At 58.5% G+C, this 18,115-nt stretch carries 13 protein-coding genes and 1 tRNA gene; 5 read left to right on the top strand and 9 right to left on the bottom strand.

What is annotated here, in order from left to right; genetic code table 11:
• Positions 1-148: 148 nt before the first annotated feature.
• Complete coding sequence (locus N2601_RS03795; protein WP_104822506.1) at positions 149-2,374, bottom strand: RelA/SpoT family protein; 2,226 nt, start codon at positions 2,372-2,374, stop codon at positions 149-151.
• Between the two features lie 99 nt (positions 2,375-2,473).
• Positions 2,474-2,878: a DNA-directed RNA polymerase subunit omega gene (gene rpoZ, locus N2601_RS03790; protein ID WP_104822505.1), complete on the bottom strand. Its 405-nt coding sequence runs from the start codon at positions 2,876-2,878 to the stop codon at positions 2,474-2,476.
• A 311-nt stretch (positions 2,879-3,189) separates the two neighbouring features.
• Here rpoZ and N2601_RS03785 point away from each other — a divergent pair, with 311 nt between their 5' ends.
• On the top strand, positions 3,190-3,774 hold the full coding sequence (locus N2601_RS03785; protein ID WP_104822504.1) for a LabA-like NYN domain-containing protein: 585 nt from the start codon (positions 3,190-3,192) through the stop codon (positions 3,772-3,774).
• 253 nt (positions 3,775-4,027) lie between these two features.
• Here the strand turns inward: N2601_RS03785 and smpB are convergent, their stop codons facing one another.
• Complete coding sequence (smpB, locus tag N2601_RS03780) at positions 4,028-4,507, bottom strand: SsrA-binding protein SmpB (protein WP_028753433.1); 480 nt, start codon at positions 4,505-4,507, stop codon at positions 4,028-4,030.
• 138 nt (positions 4,508-4,645) lie between these two features.
• Positions 4,646-5,530, bottom strand: coding sequence for a 4-hydroxy-tetrahydrodipicolinate synthase (gene dapA / locus N2601_RS03775; RefSeq protein WP_104822503.1), 885 nt, complete (start codon positions 5,528-5,530; stop codon positions 4,646-4,648).
• Positions 5,531-5,748: 218 nt separating this feature from the next.
• On the opposite strand from dapA, the gene N2601_RS03770 reads away from it, so the two are divergent.
• Positions 5,749-7,803, top strand: a complete 2,055-nt coding sequence (locus N2601_RS03770; RefSeq protein ID WP_104822502.1) for a lytic transglycosylase domain-containing protein — start codon at positions 5,749-5,751, stop codon at positions 7,801-7,803.
• 84 nt (positions 7,804-7,887) lie between these two features.
• Positions 7,888-8,778 carry an alpha/beta fold hydrolase gene (locus N2601_RS03765; RefSeq protein WP_104822501.1) on the top strand — a complete coding sequence of 297 codons (891 nt, stop codon included), beginning with the start codon at positions 7,888-7,890 and terminating at the stop codon, positions 8,776-8,778.
• A gap of 126 nt (positions 8,779-8,904) precedes the next feature.
• On the opposite strand, the gene N2601_RS03760 is transcribed toward N2601_RS03765, so the two are convergent.
• From N2601_RS03760 to N2601_RS03740, 5 genes are all read right to left on the bottom strand, one after another.
• A complete protein-coding gene (locus N2601_RS03760) occupies positions 8,905-9,999 on the bottom strand; it encodes a porin (protein WP_104822500.1) in 1,095 nt (364 codons plus the stop codon).
• Positions 10,000-10,475: 476 nt separating this feature from the next.
• Complete coding sequence (locus N2601_RS03755) at positions 10,476-11,537, bottom strand: porin (RefSeq protein WP_104822499.1); 1,062 nt, start codon at positions 11,535-11,537, stop codon at positions 10,476-10,478.
• A 618-nt stretch (positions 11,538-12,155) separates the two neighbouring features.
• Positions 12,156-12,246 (bottom strand) — tRNA-Ser (locus N2601_RS03750).
• 128 nt (positions 12,247-12,374) lie between these two features.
• Complete coding sequence (locus N2601_RS03745; RefSeq protein WP_104822498.1) at positions 12,375-13,592, bottom strand: NAD(P)/FAD-dependent oxidoreductase; 1,218 nt, start codon at positions 13,590-13,592, stop codon at positions 12,375-12,377.
• A 148-nt stretch (positions 13,593-13,740) separates the two neighbouring features.
• A complete protein-coding gene (locus N2601_RS03740) occupies positions 13,741-14,859 on the bottom strand; it encodes a Gfo/Idh/MocA family protein (RefSeq protein WP_104822497.1) in 1,119 nt (372 codons plus the stop codon).
• A 233-nt stretch (positions 14,860-15,092) separates the two neighbouring features.
• Between N2601_RS03740 and N2601_RS03735 the strand changes: the two genes are divergently transcribed.
• Positions 15,093-15,968 (top strand): MurR/RpiR family transcriptional regulator, encoded by an 876-nt coding sequence (locus tag N2601_RS03735; RefSeq protein ID WP_104822496.1) that lies wholly within the window; start codon positions 15,093-15,095, stop codon positions 15,966-15,968.
• Between the two features lie 188 nt (positions 15,969-16,156).
• Positions 16,157-18,091, top strand: a complete 1,935-nt coding sequence (locus N2601_RS03730) for a bifunctional 5-dehydro-2-deoxygluconokinase/5-dehydro-2-deoxyphosphogluconate aldolase (protein ID WP_104822495.1) — start codon at positions 16,157-16,159, stop codon at positions 18,089-18,091.
• Positions 18,092-18,115: the final 24 nt, after the last annotated feature.

Genomic DNA, 18,115 nt, shown 5'->3' with positions numbered 1-18,115 from the left:
TAGGCGTGACAAAAGTTAATTACCACAGCTCGAAAATAGAAGCAGCCATGCGTCAGGCGCATGCCTTAGGCCGAACTTAGGCAAATATGATCATTAAATGATCACAAACTATGCAATCGGCTTTCAATCGAGCCATCGCGAAAGATAATTATTCGTAAAGCCGCTTCACGGTGGCAATGCAATCCAGCTCCTTGAGCTGCACCAGGAGCTGATTGAGCTGGCGCAGATCCCAGACTTCGACATCCAGCGCCATCTCGGTAAAGTCGGCGGCAACGCGCACCGTGTTGAGAAGGCGGATGTTAACGTCGATGTCGGCGACCGTCTGCGCGACCTTGGCTAGTGTTCCCGGCTCGTTCAGCGCATTGATCAGAATGCGCGCGGTGAAGCGGGACTTGTTGGCCTCATCCAGATCCCAGCGTACGTCGATCCATCGCTCCGGCTGGTCGTCGAAACGCTGCAGGACCGGTGACTGGATAGGATAGATGGTGATGCCCTTGCCCTTTTCCATGATGCCGACGATACGGTCACCGGGAACGGCACCGGTCGGAGCGAAATGCACGTCGACATCCGCTGCTAGGCCGCGGATCGGCAGGGCATCCACGCCTTCGACGCTGGCGGCGAGATCGGCCTTGGTCTTGCCGGGGATCTTGAAGATCATGCCGGAGGCGCTGCGGACATTGAACCAGCCTTCGTCGCCGGCGGGCTTGATCGTGACGCGCTCATCCTGATGATCCGGATAGACGGCCCGCAACACATCGAGCGATGACATCTCCCCTCGCCCGACAGCAGCAATCGCGTCCTCGACATCCTTCTGGCCGAGGCGGTGTAGCGCCGGCTTCAGAGCTTCACGCGAAAAGACCTTGCCGGCGCGCTCGAAGGTGCGCTCCAGAATGCGGTGGCCGAGGCCGGCATATTGCTTGCGGATGGCAAGGCGCGTTGCGCGGCGAATGGCGGCGCGCGCCTTGCCGGTCACGACGATCTCTTCCCAGGCAGCCGGCGGCACCTGCACGCCAGAGCGGATGATCTCAACTTCATCGCCATTGGAGAGGCGCGTCACCAGCGGCATGATCCGGCCGTTGATCTTGGCGCCAACGGTGGTGTCGCCGATATTGGTGTGGACGGCATAGGCAAAATCGATCGGCGTCGCGCCGCGCGGCAGGGCGATCAACTTGCCCTTCGGCGTGAAGCAGAAAACCTGATCCTGGAACAGTTCCAGCTTGGTATGCTCCAGGAATTCTTCGGGGCTGTCGCCTTCGGCCAACGCCTCGATGGTGTGGCGCAGCCAGGAATAGGCATTGCTTTCGCGCGATAGCAGTTCACCATCGCCATTATTGTTGGTGCCGTCCTTATAGAGCGTATGGGCAGCGATGCCGAATTCGGCGATCTCATGCATGCGCTTGGTGCGAATCTGCAGCTCGATGCGCTGGCTGGACGGGCCGACGATAGTCGTGTGCAGCGAACGGTAGTCGTTCTGCTTCGGCGTGGAGATATAATCTTTGAACCGCCCGGGCACGACGCGCCAGCGCGTATGCACGATGCCGAGCGCGCGATAGCAGGAGGGAACATCATCGACGAGCAGGCGGAAGCCATAGACATCGGAGAGCTGCTCGAAGGAAAGCGATTTCGACTGCATCTTGCGGAAGACCGAATAGGGCTTCTTCTGCCGGCCCTTGACCATGGCGTTGGCGAGGCCGTTGGCGACCAGCAAGTCGCGCAGTTCCGTCTCGATCTTTTTCACCAAGCCTTCGTTGCGCCGCGACAGCTCCTCCAGGCGCTTGGTGACCGTGTCGTGCGCCTCCGGATTGATATGGCGGAACGAAAGCTCCTCCAACTCTTCGCGCATATCCTGCATACCCATGCGGCCGGCAAGCGGCGCATAGATATCCATCGTCTCTTCGGAAATGCGGGCACGCTTTTCCGGCGACATGTGGTCGAGCGTGCGCATATTGTGCAGGCGGTCGGCCAGTTTTACCAGGAGCACGCGGACATCGTCGGAAATTGCGAGCAGCAGCTTACGCAGATTCTCGGCCTGCTTCGCCTTCTTGGTGACGAGATCAAGCTTCTTGATCTTGGTTAGCCCTTCGACAAGACGGCCAATATCCTCACCGAACAGTTCGTCGATTTCGGCACGCGTCGCGGTCGTATCCTCGATCGTATCATGCAGGAGCGCGACGGCGATGGTCGATTCATCCAGACGCATGTCGGTCAGGATGGCGGCAACTTCGAGGGGATGGGAAATATAGGGGTCGCCGCTGGCACGCTTCTGCTGCCCGTGCTTCTGCATCGCATAAACATAGGCCTTATTGAGAAGCGCTTCATTGGCATCGGGCTTGTATTTCTGCACACGCTCGACAAGCTCGTATTGCCGCATCATTCCCAAGCTACTCCCGCAAAATAAAAGCGCGCCAGTCATAAGACCGGCGCACGCATTACTTCATCATATCGCTCTTGGTTAGAGCATCAAGCTCGACGATCAGTAATCGTCGCTTTTTTCTGGCGGAACAAGGCCTTCGATACCGGCAAGAAGCTCTTCTTCCGACATCTGATCGAAAGTAACGGCTTCCGGCTGATCTTCTTCCTCATCGCCCGAAGCAGAAGCGACAGCGCCAGCGGCCAGGAGGCTTGCCGGATCGGGCTCTGGCTCGTCGACTTCAACGTGCTTCTGCAGCGAGTGGATCAGGTCTTCCTTCAGGTCATCAGGAGACAGCGTCTCGTCGGCGATTTCGCGCAGTGCGACGACCGGGTTCTTGTCATTGTCGCGGTCGATGGTGATCGAGGAACCCTGCGAAATCAGGCGAGCGCGATGGCTGGCAAGCAGCACGAGCTCGAACCGGTTTTCTACTTTATCAATGCAATCTTCTACTGTGACACGGGCCATTGCCTGTCCTTTGCGGTCGTGATGTCGTCATCATGTCTCGGAGTAGCACGCCCGATACAAGCAAACGATGGCAAATTCAAGTTTTTCCTGCTTCGGGGCTGCCAATCCCTCCACATTGGGCTAAAATTCATTAGACAAATCGCGCATTCAACCTACAGTTGCTTGGAATATCATAAATCGTGCCCTAAATCTCGGATATATGAATAATTCATAAAGTAATACGAATTATTCTTGGGCGTCATACAAGACATTGTTTTGACTGCATTTTGGGTAAAAGTAATTGCGTTTTGGTAACAATGGATATGTAAGCGATGTTCGACCCACGCGAAAAAATTGCACTTTTTATAGACGGCGCCAATCTTTACGCTGCGTCGAAAAGCCTTGGTTTTGATATCGACTATCGTAAGCTGCTGAAGGCCTTCCAGAAGCGCGGATATCTGCTTCGCGCTTATTACTATACGGCACTTATCGAAGACCAAGAATATTCCTCGATCCGCCCGCTCATCGATTGGCTGGACTATAACGGCTACAAGGTCATTACCAAGCCGGCGAAGGAATTCACCGACTCCATGGGCCGCCGCAAGATCAAGGGCAACATGGATATCGAGCTGGCAATCGACGCCATGGAGCAGTCGGAAACCGTCGATCACCTGGTCATCTTTTCCGGTGACGGGGATTTCACCACCTTGGTGGAAGCATTGCAGCGCCGTGGCCGCAAGGTGTCCGTGATCTCCACGATGTCCACCCAGCCGCCGATGATCGCCGACGACCTGCGCCGCCAGGCCGATCACTTCATCGATCTTGTATCGCTGAAGGCCGAAATCGGCCGCGACCCCTCCGAGCGTCCGCAGCGCCCGGTCGAACCGGCGCCTGCTGCGGCAGAGGCCGAAGATTAATCCGGGATCGGCGGGAGCGTCTGTGTCTGCCGCCGCAGCCGGCCCTTCGCTTTGGCTCAGGGCGTTCGTCTCAGTGTGTTCGTCGCTGCGATCGATTGACTGCTGGCTTTGATTGTCGGCGAGGAATTTCATAGACGGTGGAGCTTTCCGCGTTTGCCGCGGCGGCCGGCCCTTCGCTTTGGCTCAGGGCGTTCGTCGCTGCAATCGATTCACTGGATCGATTGCTCGGGCTTTGCCCGACCGCTCCTCACCCTCACCCATTATCCTTGAGAAGCCGGTTCTTCTGCCGGTTCCAGTCGCGTTCCTTCTCGGATTCGCGTTTGTCGTGGATCTTCTTGCCCTTGGCGAGCGCCAGCTCCAGCTTGGCACGACCGCTATCGTTGAAATAAATCTTCAGCGGGATCAGCGTCATGCCTTCGCGATTGACAGCGGAGCGCAGCCGGCCGATCTCACGGCCGGAAAGCAAGAGTTTGCGGCGGCGCCGCGGCTCGTGATTGAAGCGGTTCGCCTGCAGATATTCCGGCAGATAGGAATTGATCAACCAGATCTCGCCATCCTCATCGGAGGCATAGGATTCCGCGATATTGGCCTTGCCTTCGCGCAACGACTTGACCTCGGTGCCTTTCAGCACGAGCCCCGCCTCATAGGTGTCGATGATCTCGTAGTTGAAGCGCGCCTTGCGGTTTTCCGCGACAATCTTCTTCACCACGCGTTGGCTGCCTTTGGGTGCCATGGTTCTTCTTCTTTTTCGTGCGTCAATTCCGGCAGCGGCCACCGGCGCGCCAAGGTTTCACCCCTTAAATAAGCGAGACCGCCCTCCTTGTGAAGAGAGCGGTCTTGCTAGAGGATTTCGTGAGAGCGTTGGTACCCGTCAGTTCAGGAGACCAGCGTGGCGCATGGCGGCATCGATGGCCGCTTCCGTGCCGGGCTCCAGTGTCGAGAGCAGTGGCGAGCGCACATTGCGGCTCATCCGGCCAAGGCGGGAAAGGCCGTATTTCGCGCCACAGAGCCCCGGCTCCAGGAAAATCGCCTTATGCAGCGGCATCAATCGATCCTGATAGTCCAGCGCCTTGGCATAATCGCCGGCAAGCGTCGCCGCCTGGAATTCGGCACAGAGGCGCGGCGCGACATTAGCCGTCACCGAGATACAACCGACACCGCCATGGGCGTTGAAGCCAAGCGCCGTCGCATCTTCGCCGGAAAGCTGGCGGAAGTCGTGGCCGCAGGTGATGCGCTGTTCGGAGACGCGCTCAATCTTGCCGGTCGCATCCTTGACGCCGACGATGTTGCCATGCGCCTTGACAAGCGCGCCCATCGTCTCCGGCGTCATGTCGACCACCGAGCGGCCGGGAATATTGTAGATATAGATCGGCAGCTTCACCGCTTCGGCAATGGCCGAAAAATGGGCGTAGAGCCCCTTCTGCGTCGGCTTATTATAGTAAGGCGTCACGACCAGAACTGCGTTCGCGCCAACCTTCTCGGCGTGCTGGGCAAGCTCGATTGCCTCGCGGGTATTGTTGGAGCCGGCGCCGGCCATGACCGGGACGCGCTTGCCAGCCACCTCGATGCAAAGCTCGACGACGCGCTTGTGCTCATCATGTGACAGGGTCGGCGATTCACCCGTCGTGCCGACGGGAACGAGCCCGCTGCTGCCCTCTTTGATCTGCCAATCGACATGGGAAGCGAAGGATGCTTCATCCACCTTACCGGCGTCAGTGAAGGGCGTAACGAGTGCGGGAATGGACCCCTGGAACATGCAAGTCTCCTCGCGGCGCCGCTTTCATGCTTCAGCCGCAATCCATGGTTATGAATCCGCGCACCATAGAGCGCTGCCTTGACGGCGACAAGCGCGCTTTCGATGGTAAAGGGCAGTTTCCGATATCATAATTGATTGAAATTCGGGCCAACGCTAAGGTTTCGTTAATATAAACTTCGGCAAATGGAGGGGGCCTGTTTTTTGTCGTGAGTAGCCGGATGAAAAGACCTGTGATGATCTTGACCGCTATGGGCGTGGCGGTCGCATGGAGCACTTTTGCCTCACAGCTTCCCGGCGAGCAGACATCGGCCCCCGAGACGACCGATGTGGCGATGACCATGCCGGATCCGTTGAATACCGGATCAATCCCGCGCGGCTCTGCAATAGCACCCGTCAGCGGCGACCTGAAAGCCGGTCTCGATGCCCTCTCCAGCAAGAACCCGATGCAGGCGCTCGCCATCCGCAACAGCATGAGCCAGGGTACGCTCGACCGTCACATTCTGACCTGGGCGATCGCTACCTCGGGCCAGCCCGGCGTTCCCTCCGGCGAAATCGCCGCGGCGGCGCGTGAGCTTACCGGTTGGCCGGGTCTCGCCAGCCTGCGTGGCAATTCCGAACGCGCGCTTTACGCTGAAAACCCGCCGGCCGACCAAGTGCTTGCCGCCTTTGGCAATTCGCAGCCGGAAACACCGGAAGGCGCTGTCATCCTGTCGCGCGCGCTGGTTTCGCGCGGTGCGTCAGCGCAAGCGGCCAAACTCATCCGCAAGATCTGGCGCAATGAGGGGCTCGATAAGTCCTTCGAAGACAAGATCCTTGCCGAATTCTCGAGCCTCCTGTCGCCGGCCGATCATAAGGCGCGCATGGACTATTTGCTTTATCGCGGCCGCACCGCTCAGGCCAAGCGTTTCGGCGATCTCGGCAGGGCGCAATCGCTCTACAAGACCTGGGCGGCAATCAACAATCGTTCCGCCAATGCCGGAACTTTGCTCGCCACTATCGATCCGCAATGGCGCAAGGACCCCGCCTATCTCTTCATGCAGGTCGAGAACCTGCGTCGCCAGGACAAATATGACGATGCCGCCAATCTGCTGATGCAGATGCCGCGTGACCGCAGCGTACTCGTCAATACCAGCCAATGGTGGGATGAGCAGCGCATCGTCAGCCGCGGCCTGGTGGATCAAGGTAAATTCAAAACCGCCTATCGCATCGTCGACGCCAGCGTCGCGGAGAGTGCGCAGGATGTCGGCGAGGCGGAATTCCATGCCGGCTGGTATGCGCTGCGCGGATTGCAGGACGGCGCGACGGCCGCAACGCATTTCCGCAAAATTCTGCAGATATCGAACGGTCCGATCTCGCTGTCGCGCGCCTGGTATTGGCTCGGCCGCTCCGCCGAAGCCGGCGGTCCGGGCAAGGCGGCGGATTTCTATGCCAAGGCCGCCTCTTATCCCAGCACATTCTATGGCCAGCTCGCGGCCGAAAAATTGGGCCGCCGGACGCTGAACGTCACCTACCCCTCGCCGACGACCGAGGACCGGGAGCGCTTCCAATCCCGCGAAGCCGTTCAGGCCATCGCGCATCTTGAAGCGGCAGGTCACGGCTGGCGGGCTGATGCCCTTTACCGGGCGCTGGCGAAACAATTGCAGAGCCCCGGCGAGATCGCCATGCTGGCGGCACGGGCCGAGCGCTCCGGCAATCATCAGCTTTCCTTGCAGGTCGGCAAGATCGCCTATGGCCGCGGCGTCGACGTCGCCGCGCTCGCCTTCCCGATCGGCGTCATTCCGGACAATGCCAATATTTCCGGTTCCGGCAAGGCGCTCGCCTATGCCATCGCCCGGCAGGAGAGTGCCTTCAACCCGGCAGCAGTCTCCTCCGCCAATGCGCGCGGTCTGCTGCAGCTTCTGCCGAAGACGGCCAAGGCCGTCGCCGGCCGTCACGGCATAGCCTATTCCGCGGACAAGCTGACGCAGGATGCCGGCTACAACGCGACGCTTGGGGCCCATTATCTCGGCGAGCAGATCGACACCTTCGGCGGCTCCTACATCCTGACTTTCATTGCCTACAATGCCGGGCCAAACAAGGTTCCCGAGTGGATCAGCCGCTACGGCGATCCGCGCGGCAAATCGATCGACGATGTCGTCGACTGGATCGAGCGCATCCCCTTCCCCGAAACGCGCAACTATGTCCAGCGCGTCATGGAGAATTATCAGGTCTACAAGGCCCGCCTTGGACAGAAAACCGATATCGAGCACGATCTGATCTACGGACGCGGCTAAACTCCGCGACGGCGCCAGCATCATTGTTCAAGACGACAAAATCGCGTTACATCCCTCGTGAAACGCCATCCACGAGGGCTATCGATGCGTAATGACGATGAGAGCGGCTTTGTTATCAAAACAATCACTGCACCGGACGGGCTGAGGCTTTCCGCACGCGATTACAGCGGCGATTCGCCGGCCTTAAACCTGGCCCCGATCGTCTGTTTGCCGGGTCTGACCCGCAACTCCCGGGATTTCCACGAGTTGGCGCTGCTTTTGTCGCGGGATCCGGTGGCACCGCGCAGGGTGATTACGCTCGATGCCCGTGGACGCGGTTTATCGGCCTGGGACGACGACAAGAGCCACTATAATCTCGTGGTCGAGGCCCAGGACGTGCTCACAACCTGCGCCGCGCTGAATATACCAAAGGCCGTCTTCATCGGCACCTCGCGCGGCGGTCTTGTCCTGCATCTGCTGGCGGCAGGCCATCCCGATATCCTGAGGGCCGTCATTCTCAACGACATCGGTCCCGTTCTTGAAAAGGAAGGGCTTGTCGATATCCGCGACTATCTGAACCGCAACAGGAAGCCAGCCAATTGGGACGATGCTGTCGAGATTCTGCGGGAGAATCACGGTCGCGCTTTCACGGCACTTACAGATGACGATTGGCGCGACATGGCTCGGGCGATCTATACGCTCAAGGATGGTAACGTCGTAGCGGATTTCGATCCCGCTATTGCCGTCCAGATGAAGTCGCTCGATTTCGAAACGCCGCTACCGGATCTCTGGCCACAGTTCGAGGCGTTTCAGAACATCCCCTTGATGGTGATTCGCGGGGAAAACTCCAAGCTGCTGACGACAGCCAGCCTAGAGGAGATGGCACGGCGCCATCCCGGCATGACGGCAAAGATTGCTATCGGGCAAGGACATGCTCCGATTCTGCACCTCGGAGATATTCCGGCCGCGATTCGGCGTTTTCTGGCAACGATCTGAGCTTGCGCACAGCACCATCGCCACGCGCCGCAGAATAGAAAAGGCCCGGTTGGGAAAACCGGGCCAATCCTCTTCTGATCGGAGGTCAGATCAGAGTGTATGCTAATTCGGTTTTTGATAACCGAATTAGAAGCTGCGCTGGAAGCGGAGGATACCAGCCCACTGATCCTGGTTTACAGAATCGAAGTTGGTGTAGGTAACTTCCGGCTCGATGAGCAGGTTCTTAACCGGGTTGAACTTGAGGTTCGTCGTGGCTTCGAAGATCTTCGAGTCGGTGTAAGCGAGCTGCACGTTCCACTTCAGCTTGTCGCTGATCTTATAGCCAACGCCACCCCAAACAGCCCAGTCACCCCAGCCGCAGAGGTCGCCACGGCCAACCGGGCAAGCAGATGCGTTCAGGTTCGAACCGGCATACTGGTTCAGCTTGTCGCCGTCGGTGTTCCAGCCGCCCATCAAGAAGGCCGTAAACGCGCCGAAGTCGGCGTCGATACGAGCCTTGATAGCGCCTTCTTCGACGATCGAGTCATAGCCACCGACAACCTTGAAGCCGAAGTTGCCAGCCTTGTAGCCAACGCCGGCAACGACGTTCGGGGCATAGTGGTCAGCCTTGGACTGAACCCAAGCGCCGCCGTAGGAAGACGTATCCGAACCGGAGTTGGAGTCTTCAAGCGAGACGACAGCCTTGAAGCCGTTGCCTGCATCGTAGTTGTAGGTGATCTGGTTCAGTTCGTACGGGCCGTCATAGACCACGTCGTCGTTGATGACGTCGCCGGCATAACCTGCGAACAGGTTGTACTGCGAGTCCTGCTTACCAACCAGGAAACCGCCGAGGCTGATGTTAGCCCAGAGCAGCTTGGTGGTCGTAGCGTTGCCGTCGTTCCAGTCGAAACGATAAACGGTGTTGGTCTTCAGCGGACCGTATTCGGTGTCCGTTGCGGTGTCGACGCTGAGCTGAGCGCGGGTGTGCCAGTAGGTGCCGCGATCGCCGCCCGGACCCGGGTTGTAGGCGTTGTACCAGCCGCCTTCGGTACGGACCATGCCGCCGATCTTGAGGCAGGTTTCGGTACCCGGGATGAAGAAGTAGCCAGCGCCATAAGCGTCGCAGATGCGAACGTATTCAAGCGGCTCCGGCTCGGCAGCAACGACGGCATCGGCTGCATGAGCACCGGAAACTGCTGCCAGCGCAGCAGCGGAGCCGAGAAGAAGGCTCTTGATGTTCATAATAACTCCAGTTCTAAATATCGATTAGGTATGAGAATTCGCGCCGAGAAATCGACGGGCCCTACCCCACCCCTGTGTTCAAAGTTGACCCCTGATCTGGGAGAACCAAGACGCTAAGTCTTGCTTCCGAGTTGGACCCTACAGATCGAATTTTTCAGAGCAATATCAGAGACAAACTATAATCATATGTGACGTTCGTTTCGAATTTCGCGTTGCACAAAAATCACGTCGCAAAACTGTCACATAGTTTCCATGTTCAGAAATTGAACTCTACTAGGCAATACTCTCCGAGAACACTCAAGTTATAAAATCTATACTTAGTTAGTATATTATAAATCAATAAAATACTGAAGCACCGCTTCTCCGGTATCCAAAGCAGCGAAGATCGGACTGTCCGAAATACAAAAAGCCCGGCTCAAAAGCCGGGCTTTTCGTCACCAATGTGACAATCAGATTATGACCGAGGTCAAACCAGATTAGAAGGTACGCTCGAAGCGGAGGATACCAGCCCACTGATCTTCGTTGATCGAATCCCAGTTGGTGTAGGAAACTTCCGGCTCGATGAGCAGGTTCTTAACCGGGTTCCACTTGATGTTCGTCGTAGCGGCGAAGATCTTGGAGTCGGTGTAAGCGAGCTGCAGGTTCCACTTCAGCTTTTCGTTGATCGGAACGCCAACGCCGCCCCAAACTGCCCAATCGCCCCAGCCGATGTCAGCAGCGTCGCCGCCACCGTTCGAGCCAGCGTACTTGTTCAGCTTGTCGCCGTCCGTGTTCCAGCCGCCCATGATGAAGGCAGAGAGAACGCCGAAGTCAGCGTCGATACGAGCCTTGATGGCACCTTCTTCGACGATGGAGTCATAACCACCGACGACCTTGAAGGACCATGCGCCAGCCTTGTAGCCAGCACCGGCAACGACGTCCGGAGCGTAGTGATCCGAGCTGTCTTCGCCGTTAGAGCCATGTGCGCCAACGCCAGAGTTGCTGTCTTCCAACGAGATCACAGCCGTGAAGCCGTTGCCGGCGTCGTAGTTGTAGGTGATCTGGTTGAGTTCGTACGGGCCGTCATAGACCACGTCGTCGTTGATGACGTCGCCGGCGTAACCGGTGAACTGGTTGAACCAGGAGTCCGTCTTACCAACGGTAAAGCCGCCGAGGCTGATGTATGCCCAGAGAAGGTTGGTGCTCGTGGAGCCGCCTTCCTGCCAATCCCAACGCAGGATGGTGTTGGTCTTCAGCGGACCGTATTCGGTGTCGGTCGCGGTGTCGATGTTGAGCTCGGCGCGGGTGTGCCAGAGCGTGCCACGAACGTTGTTCGGGTTGTAAGCGTCGTACCATTCACCTTCGGTACGAACCTTGCCGCCGATCTTGAGGCAGGTTTCGGTGCCCGGAATGAAGAAGTAGCCAGCGCCGTATGCGTCGCAGATGCGAACGTATTCGAGCGGCTCCGGCTCAGCGGCAACAACAGCGTCAGCCGCGTGAGCACCGGAAACTGCTACGAGCGCAGCAGCGGAGCCGAGAAGAAGGCTCTTGATGTTCATTATTGACCTCCAGTCAAAGTTTCAATCGAGAATGAGAACTACCCGAAGGCATTCCCTGCCCCATCCTCGTGTTTCAAGAAGTGGACGATCAATCGCCCTCGCTTCCGAGATTGAAAATACAAGACGCGAACTGTCACGCAATCTACATCTTACCGGAAAGGGGGATTTGCGTGAGCCTTCCGTAATTCCTGTTGCCGAAAGGACACAAGTCCGCCACACGGGCCTTGGATTTGTTTATAGTTTGTTAAGAAAGCCCTTACGGTACCAGCACTTACAGGCCGCTTTTAAATGAGGACGTGGGCGCGGGGCCGGCCGTCACAATGGCCGATCCAAGGCGAAACCATGGCTGCCGCGACGTCGTGTTCGCTGTTTTCGACATTTGCCGGGATAGTCATCAACAGTGCGAAGCAAGCAAAATCACCTTCGCCATCTCAGCATAGCATCGAGAGCCAGTGATTCTGCCACGACCGATTCGATCGAGAATCGGTTTTATCGATCATGTGCCAGCAAGATTGCAGCGAAATGACAAAAAGAGAATCGGCAACGACTGACGTGAGAGGTCGTTTGATATCAACGGTGAAGGGGGAAAATAGCTGTCCTGCAAGGTGCAAAGCAGGATGGCGGAGAAGATGGGATTCGAACCCACGATACGCTTTTGACGTATACTCCCTTAGCAGGGGAGCGCCTTCGACCACTCGGCCACCTCTCCGGTGCGGCCCTGATACGGCCAATCATTTATCGACGCAAGCGCTTTTTCGCCTCCCTGCACGTTCTCCCTGCATTCGGCGGCGCGCGCATCCTGCAGGGAGAACTAGATAGCCGGCGTGCGGGTCCCTCTTAACGCAGCAACTCCTTAAGGTCCGCGGCCGAATCGGCCAGGATAGCCTTTGCCGGGTTGACGCCGCTTTCCAGTAGCTTCTTGCCAGTCACATAGGCCTTTGCGTCGTTGATAGCGTCGACGGCGATGAAGCGGCCCTCCTTGAAATACCAGACCGAAGCCGATCCTTCTCGAGCGCCGGCGCGCAAAAGGGTTTCGTCATAGCCGACGTTGAAGCCGGCGATCTGCAATTTTACGTCATATTGATCCGACCAGAACCATGGCTTCGGATCGTAGGGCTCGTTGCCGCCTGCAATGATTCCGGCTGCGGCTTCGGCCTGGTCGACGGCATTCTGTACCGATTCGAGACGGATGCGGCCGCCGTTCCAAGGCAGTTCCGCGCAATCACCCGCAGCGAAGATCGCGGGGTCGGAGGTGCGGGCAAACGAATCGACGATGATACCGTTGCCGACTTCCAGCCCCGCTTCCTTGGCCAGCCGGTCACTCGGGGCAACGCCGATGCCGACGATGACGAAATCGACATCTATGGTGGACCCGTCCGACAGCTCGGCGGCGACGACATGGCCGTTCTTGCCAACCAGTTGCTTCAGGCCCGTCTTTTCGCGGATGACGACGTCGTGTCCACGGTGAATAGTCCGCATGATGTCGGCCGTCTCCTTGGCGGCGACGCGCTGCAGGATCCTGTCTGCCATTTCTATAAGCGTGACTTCGAGGCCGCGATGGCGGGCAACCGCCGCCGCTTCGAGGCCGATATAGCCGCCGCCGATGATGAGAACACGGCGGCCCGCGCGCATTTCGGCGGCGAGCTGATCGGCATCGCGCTTGTCGCGGGCGAGATAGACGCCTTCAAGCGCGCCCCCGACGGAGGGCGGCAACTCGCGCGGCGTTGCGCCGGTCGCCAGCGCCAGCGTGTCATAGCCCAGCGCCGAACCGTCCTGCATGACCACCTGTTTTGGCACGCGATCAATCTGCTCGACCCAGGTGGACAAACGGATCTCGACATTGTTGTCGGCATACCAATGCTCAGGGCGGAACAAGAGCCGGTCGAAGGCCATCTCGCCGAGAAGATATTTTTTTGTCAGCGGCGGTCGCTGATAGGGAAGGTTTTCCTCCGCGCCGATGATAGTGATCGGCCTCGAATCTCCAAGCGCCCGCAATTTGGCGGCAAGCGCGAAACCGGCCTGCCCGGCCCCGACAATGACCAATCTGCCCGTCACGATCCTTACTCCATTATATATGGTTATGGCGGCTCGTTACCTTGATATAGGCGTCGCCCTCGCGGTTTTCAGGGGTAACGCGTACCCTTGCAAGCGTCAATCATAGCTGACCTTGCGCCAGAGATCGGGGGAAAATTGGGGCAGGACTTCAGGCCGGTATCTCGACCCAGCGGCGCTCATGGAATGATCGGGCCATGGCGTGCACCGACTTTTCGATGCGCAAACCGTCCAAGAAGCTTACGACGGACGCCGCGTCGCCGGAAATGGCGCGGATCAGCTCCCGGCATTCGATGATCTTCAGATCATTGAAACCGAGTCCGTGGCCAGGCGCAGGGATGAACCGGTCATAGGGTCGGTGCGCCGGCGCCGCAAGAATTCTGCGGAAGCCCTGTTCGGTTTGCCTGCCGTCCGCCTGATAAAGCTCGAATTCGTTCATGCGCTCCTGGTCGTAGACGATCGAGCCTTTCGAGCCGTAGATCTGCAGCGCAATGCGGCCCTTGCGCCCCCAGGCGGAGCGATTCGCCATCAGCACCGCAGAAATACCGCCCCCGAGCCGCATCAGCACATTGGCGAGATCGTGATTCTCAACGGCGCGGCGCCCGCCGTCCTTCAACGGCCGTTCGGCATAGGGCTTCACCATATCGGTGATGACAGCTTCGACATGGCCGAACAGAAACCAGAGCAGCGACAGCGGATGCACCGCGAAATCGTCAAGCGCGCCATAGCCGCCGGCAAGCTCGCTCTTCCAATAGAAGAGGCCCTCCGGATCGGCCATGAAGTCTTCATCCATTTCGACACGGACGTGATTGACCTCGCCGATCGCGCCTTCGCCGATCAGCGCCTTGATATGCCGCATCACGGGATTCTGAATATAGTTGTAGCCGAGGACGGCGACCTTGCCCGAGGCCTTGGCGGCGCTCAGCATGCGTTCGGCGTCGGTATAGGCCGGCGCCATCGGCTTTTCGCACCAGACATGCTTGCCGGCTTCCAGCGCGGCGATCGCCATTTCCGGATGGAATTGATTGGGCGTGGTGACGGAGACGACATCGACCTCGGGATCGGCGATCAGCTCACGCCAATCGGCGGTCGCCTTTTCGAAGCCGAATTCATCGCCACGCATTTTTGCCAGGTCGAGATTGGCTTCGGTAAGATGCACGAGACGCGGTCGCTCAACATCGCCGAAGACTGTCTTGACCGCATTCCACGCCAGCGCATGGCATTTGCCCATATAGCCGGTTCCGATCAATCCGACGCCAAGCGACTTCATATCCATTTCCTCCACCGGCTTCCTCCTGAAGCCCGCGGCGATTTTTGGAATATTTGGACCGTTTTGACAAGCCGGCGCATCGGCCAATTGCGCCACATCGTCAGCGGAATGGAATTTATTGAAGTAAATTCATACACTTAAAAATAATCGTGCCGAGTTATCCAAAATCCGTTATCGTGCAAAATATGGAATATTTGTTTCATTGACGGGTATGACGTCGAGAAGGGTGAGGCATGGACAACGAAATCGAAACGCGAACCAAGGTGCCGCGGGATTTTGAAAGCCTTCGCAGCATCATCATCGAGCGTAAGAATTCCATGCCGAAACGTCTGGCGCAAGTCGCGGCTTTCGCACTCGGCAATCCGGATGAAATCGCGTTCGGTACCACCGCAAGCATTGCCACCGCCGCGGATGTCCAGCCTTCGACGCTGGTGCGTCTTGCCCATCATCTCGGTTACGGCGGCTTCTCCGACCTGCAGAGCATTTTCCGCGAGCGGCTGCGCGACCGGACGCTGAGCTACGAAGAGCGGCTGATCACACTCGAACAATCCGGCATCGAGGATGAAGAGGCCGGGATTCTCTCAGGCTTTCTCTCTGCCGCCAGCCAGTCGGTCAACAAGCTTGCCGCCACGATCGAGACGGATACGTTTGCCAAGGCGGTGGATGTGCTCGCCGCTGCCGAGACGATCTATCTTATCGCCAAGCGCCGTTCCTATCCGCTGACGGCGCATATGACCTACGCCTTTTCCAAACTGAACATCCGCCATCAGATCGTCGCTTCGCCGAACGGCATCGACGGCGAGCTCGCCCGCTTTGCCACGGAAAGGGACGCGGCGATTGCCGCAAGCTTCTCTCCCTACGCTGCCGACAGCCTCGCCCAGGCGCAGGACCTCGCCGCACGCAACGTGCCGGTCATCGCTATTACCGATTCGGCCTTTTCACCGCTTACCGGCTGCGCCACCCACTGGTTCGAGGTGGCGGAGGCCGATTTTGCCGGCTTCCGCTCGCTGTCGGCATCCATGGCGCTGATCATGGCCTTCCCTGTCGCCATCGCCGAACGGCGGAGGAAAGAAGCGGTTGCAAAATTCCACAAAACCAAAATGGAATAAACATTCCGAATTGACAAAATTACGGAACCAATGTTTCATTACATCCATGAACGCGGCTGCGGGAGATGGCCGCAAAATAGACCAGAGCCCGGACGAAAACGAAGACGGACGGACCGGCACATTCAATAATGCGTGACCCCAAAGAAAACTGAAGAGTTATCGGGATCATGCCTGGACGGGAGGACATTATGGCACACGACAATCCTGGCGCCCAGCCGGAGCCGACACTCGACGTGATCACCATCGGCCGCTCCTCCGTCGATCTTTATGGGCAGCAGATCGGCTCGCGGCTTGAGGATATTGCATCTTTTGCGAAATCCGTCGGCGGCTGCCCGGCCAATATCGCTATCGGCACGGCTCGCCTTGGCTTGAAATCCGGCTTGATCACCCGCGTTGGTGACGAGCAGATGGGCCGCTTTATCCGTGAACAGACGGCACGCGAAGGCGTCGCGACAGAAGGGATCGCCACCGACAAGGAGCGGCTGACGGCACTGGTGTTGCTTGCGGTCGAGGCCGAGGGCGTGTCGCCGATGATCTTTTATCGTTCCGACTGCGCCGACATGGCGCTCGACGAGGATGATATCGATGAGAATTTCATTCAATCCTCTCGCGCCGTCCTCGTCTCCGGCACGCATTTTTCCAAGCCTAACACGGAGGCCGCGCAACGCAAGGCGATTCGCATCGCCAAGGCGAACGGCCGCAAGGTGATCTTCGACATCGACTACCGGCCGAATCTCTGGGGCCTCGCCGGCCACGCCGAGGGCTTCGAACGTTATGTGAAGTCGGATCGCGTGTCGTCGAAGATGAAAGAGACGCTGCCGGATTGCGACCTGATCATCGGGACCGAAGAGGAGATCATGATTGCCTCGGGCGCAGATGATGTGCTCGGCGCTCTCAAGGAAATCCGCCGCCTTTCCTCGGCAACCATCGTGCTGAAGCGCGGCGCCATGGGCTGCATCGTTTATGATGGCCCTATCTCGGATGACCTCGAGGACGGCATTGTCGGCCAGGGCTTTCCGATCGAGGTGTTCAACGTTCTCGGCGCCGGCGATGCCTTCATGTCCGGCTTCCTGCGCGGCTTCCTGCGCGACGAACCGCTGAAGACCTGCGCCACATGGGCCAATGCCTGCGGTGCCTTTGCGGTCTCCCGCCTGCTCTGCTCGCCGGAATATCCGACCTGGGCCGAGCTCGATTTCTTCCTGAAGACGGGCAGCAAACACCGGGCCCTGCGTAAGGACGAGGCGATCAACCATCTTCATTGGGCGACGACCCGACGCGGCGAGATCCCACTGCTGATGGCGCTTGCCATCGATCATCGCTCGCAACTCGTCAGCGTCGCCGACGAGCTGGGCATCGGCCATGACAGGATCGTTGCCTTCAAGCGGCTTGCGGTCGAGGCGGCGGCGCGCGTTTCGGGCGGTCGGTCCGGCTATGGCATGCTCATCGACGAGCGCTTCGGCCGCGATGCCTTCTTCGACGCCGCCGCGAAGAATTTCTCCTGGATCGGTCGTCCCGTTGAATTGCCGGGCTCGAAGCCGCTGAAATTCGAGTTCAGCCAGGATATCGGTTCGCAGCTCACCGAATGGCCCCTCAATCATTGCATCAAATGCCTCTGCTTCTATCATCCCGACGATCCCGCGGAGTTGAAGGCGGAGCAGCAGGAGAAGCTACGCACCCTGTTCGAAGCAGCGCGTAAGGTCGGCCGCGAGCTGTTGGTCGAGATCATTGCCGGCAAGAACGGGCCGCTGACTGACGATACGATCCCAACGGCGATGGAAGAGCTCTATGCGCTCGGCATCAAGCCGGACTGGTGGAAGCTGGAACCGCAGGAATCGACCGCGGCCTGGAAAAAAATCGATGCCGTGATCGCCAAAAATGATCCATTGTGCAGGGGTATCGTGCTGCTTGGCCTGGAAGCGCCGGCAGAAGAATTGATCCGCAGCTTCGAGGCGACGCTGGCCGCGCCCTCGGTCAAGGGTTTTGCCGTCGGACGGACGATCTTTTCCGATGCGGCGCGCGCCTGGATGTCGGGCGGCATGAACGACGAGGAAGCGATCGCCGACATGGCTGGCCGCTTCCGACAATTGACCCAGGCGTGGCTGAAAACCCGCGGCCTGGAATAGAAGGCGCATTGCTCCGAAAAGTTT

Source organism: Rhizobium sp. CB3060, assembly GCF_025200735.1.
Classification (GTDB): Bacteria; Pseudomonadota; Alphaproteobacteria; order Rhizobiales; family Rhizobiaceae; genus Rhizobium.
Note: the sequence above shows the minus strand (reverse complement) of the source record. Positions and strands in the feature narration are given on the sequence as shown.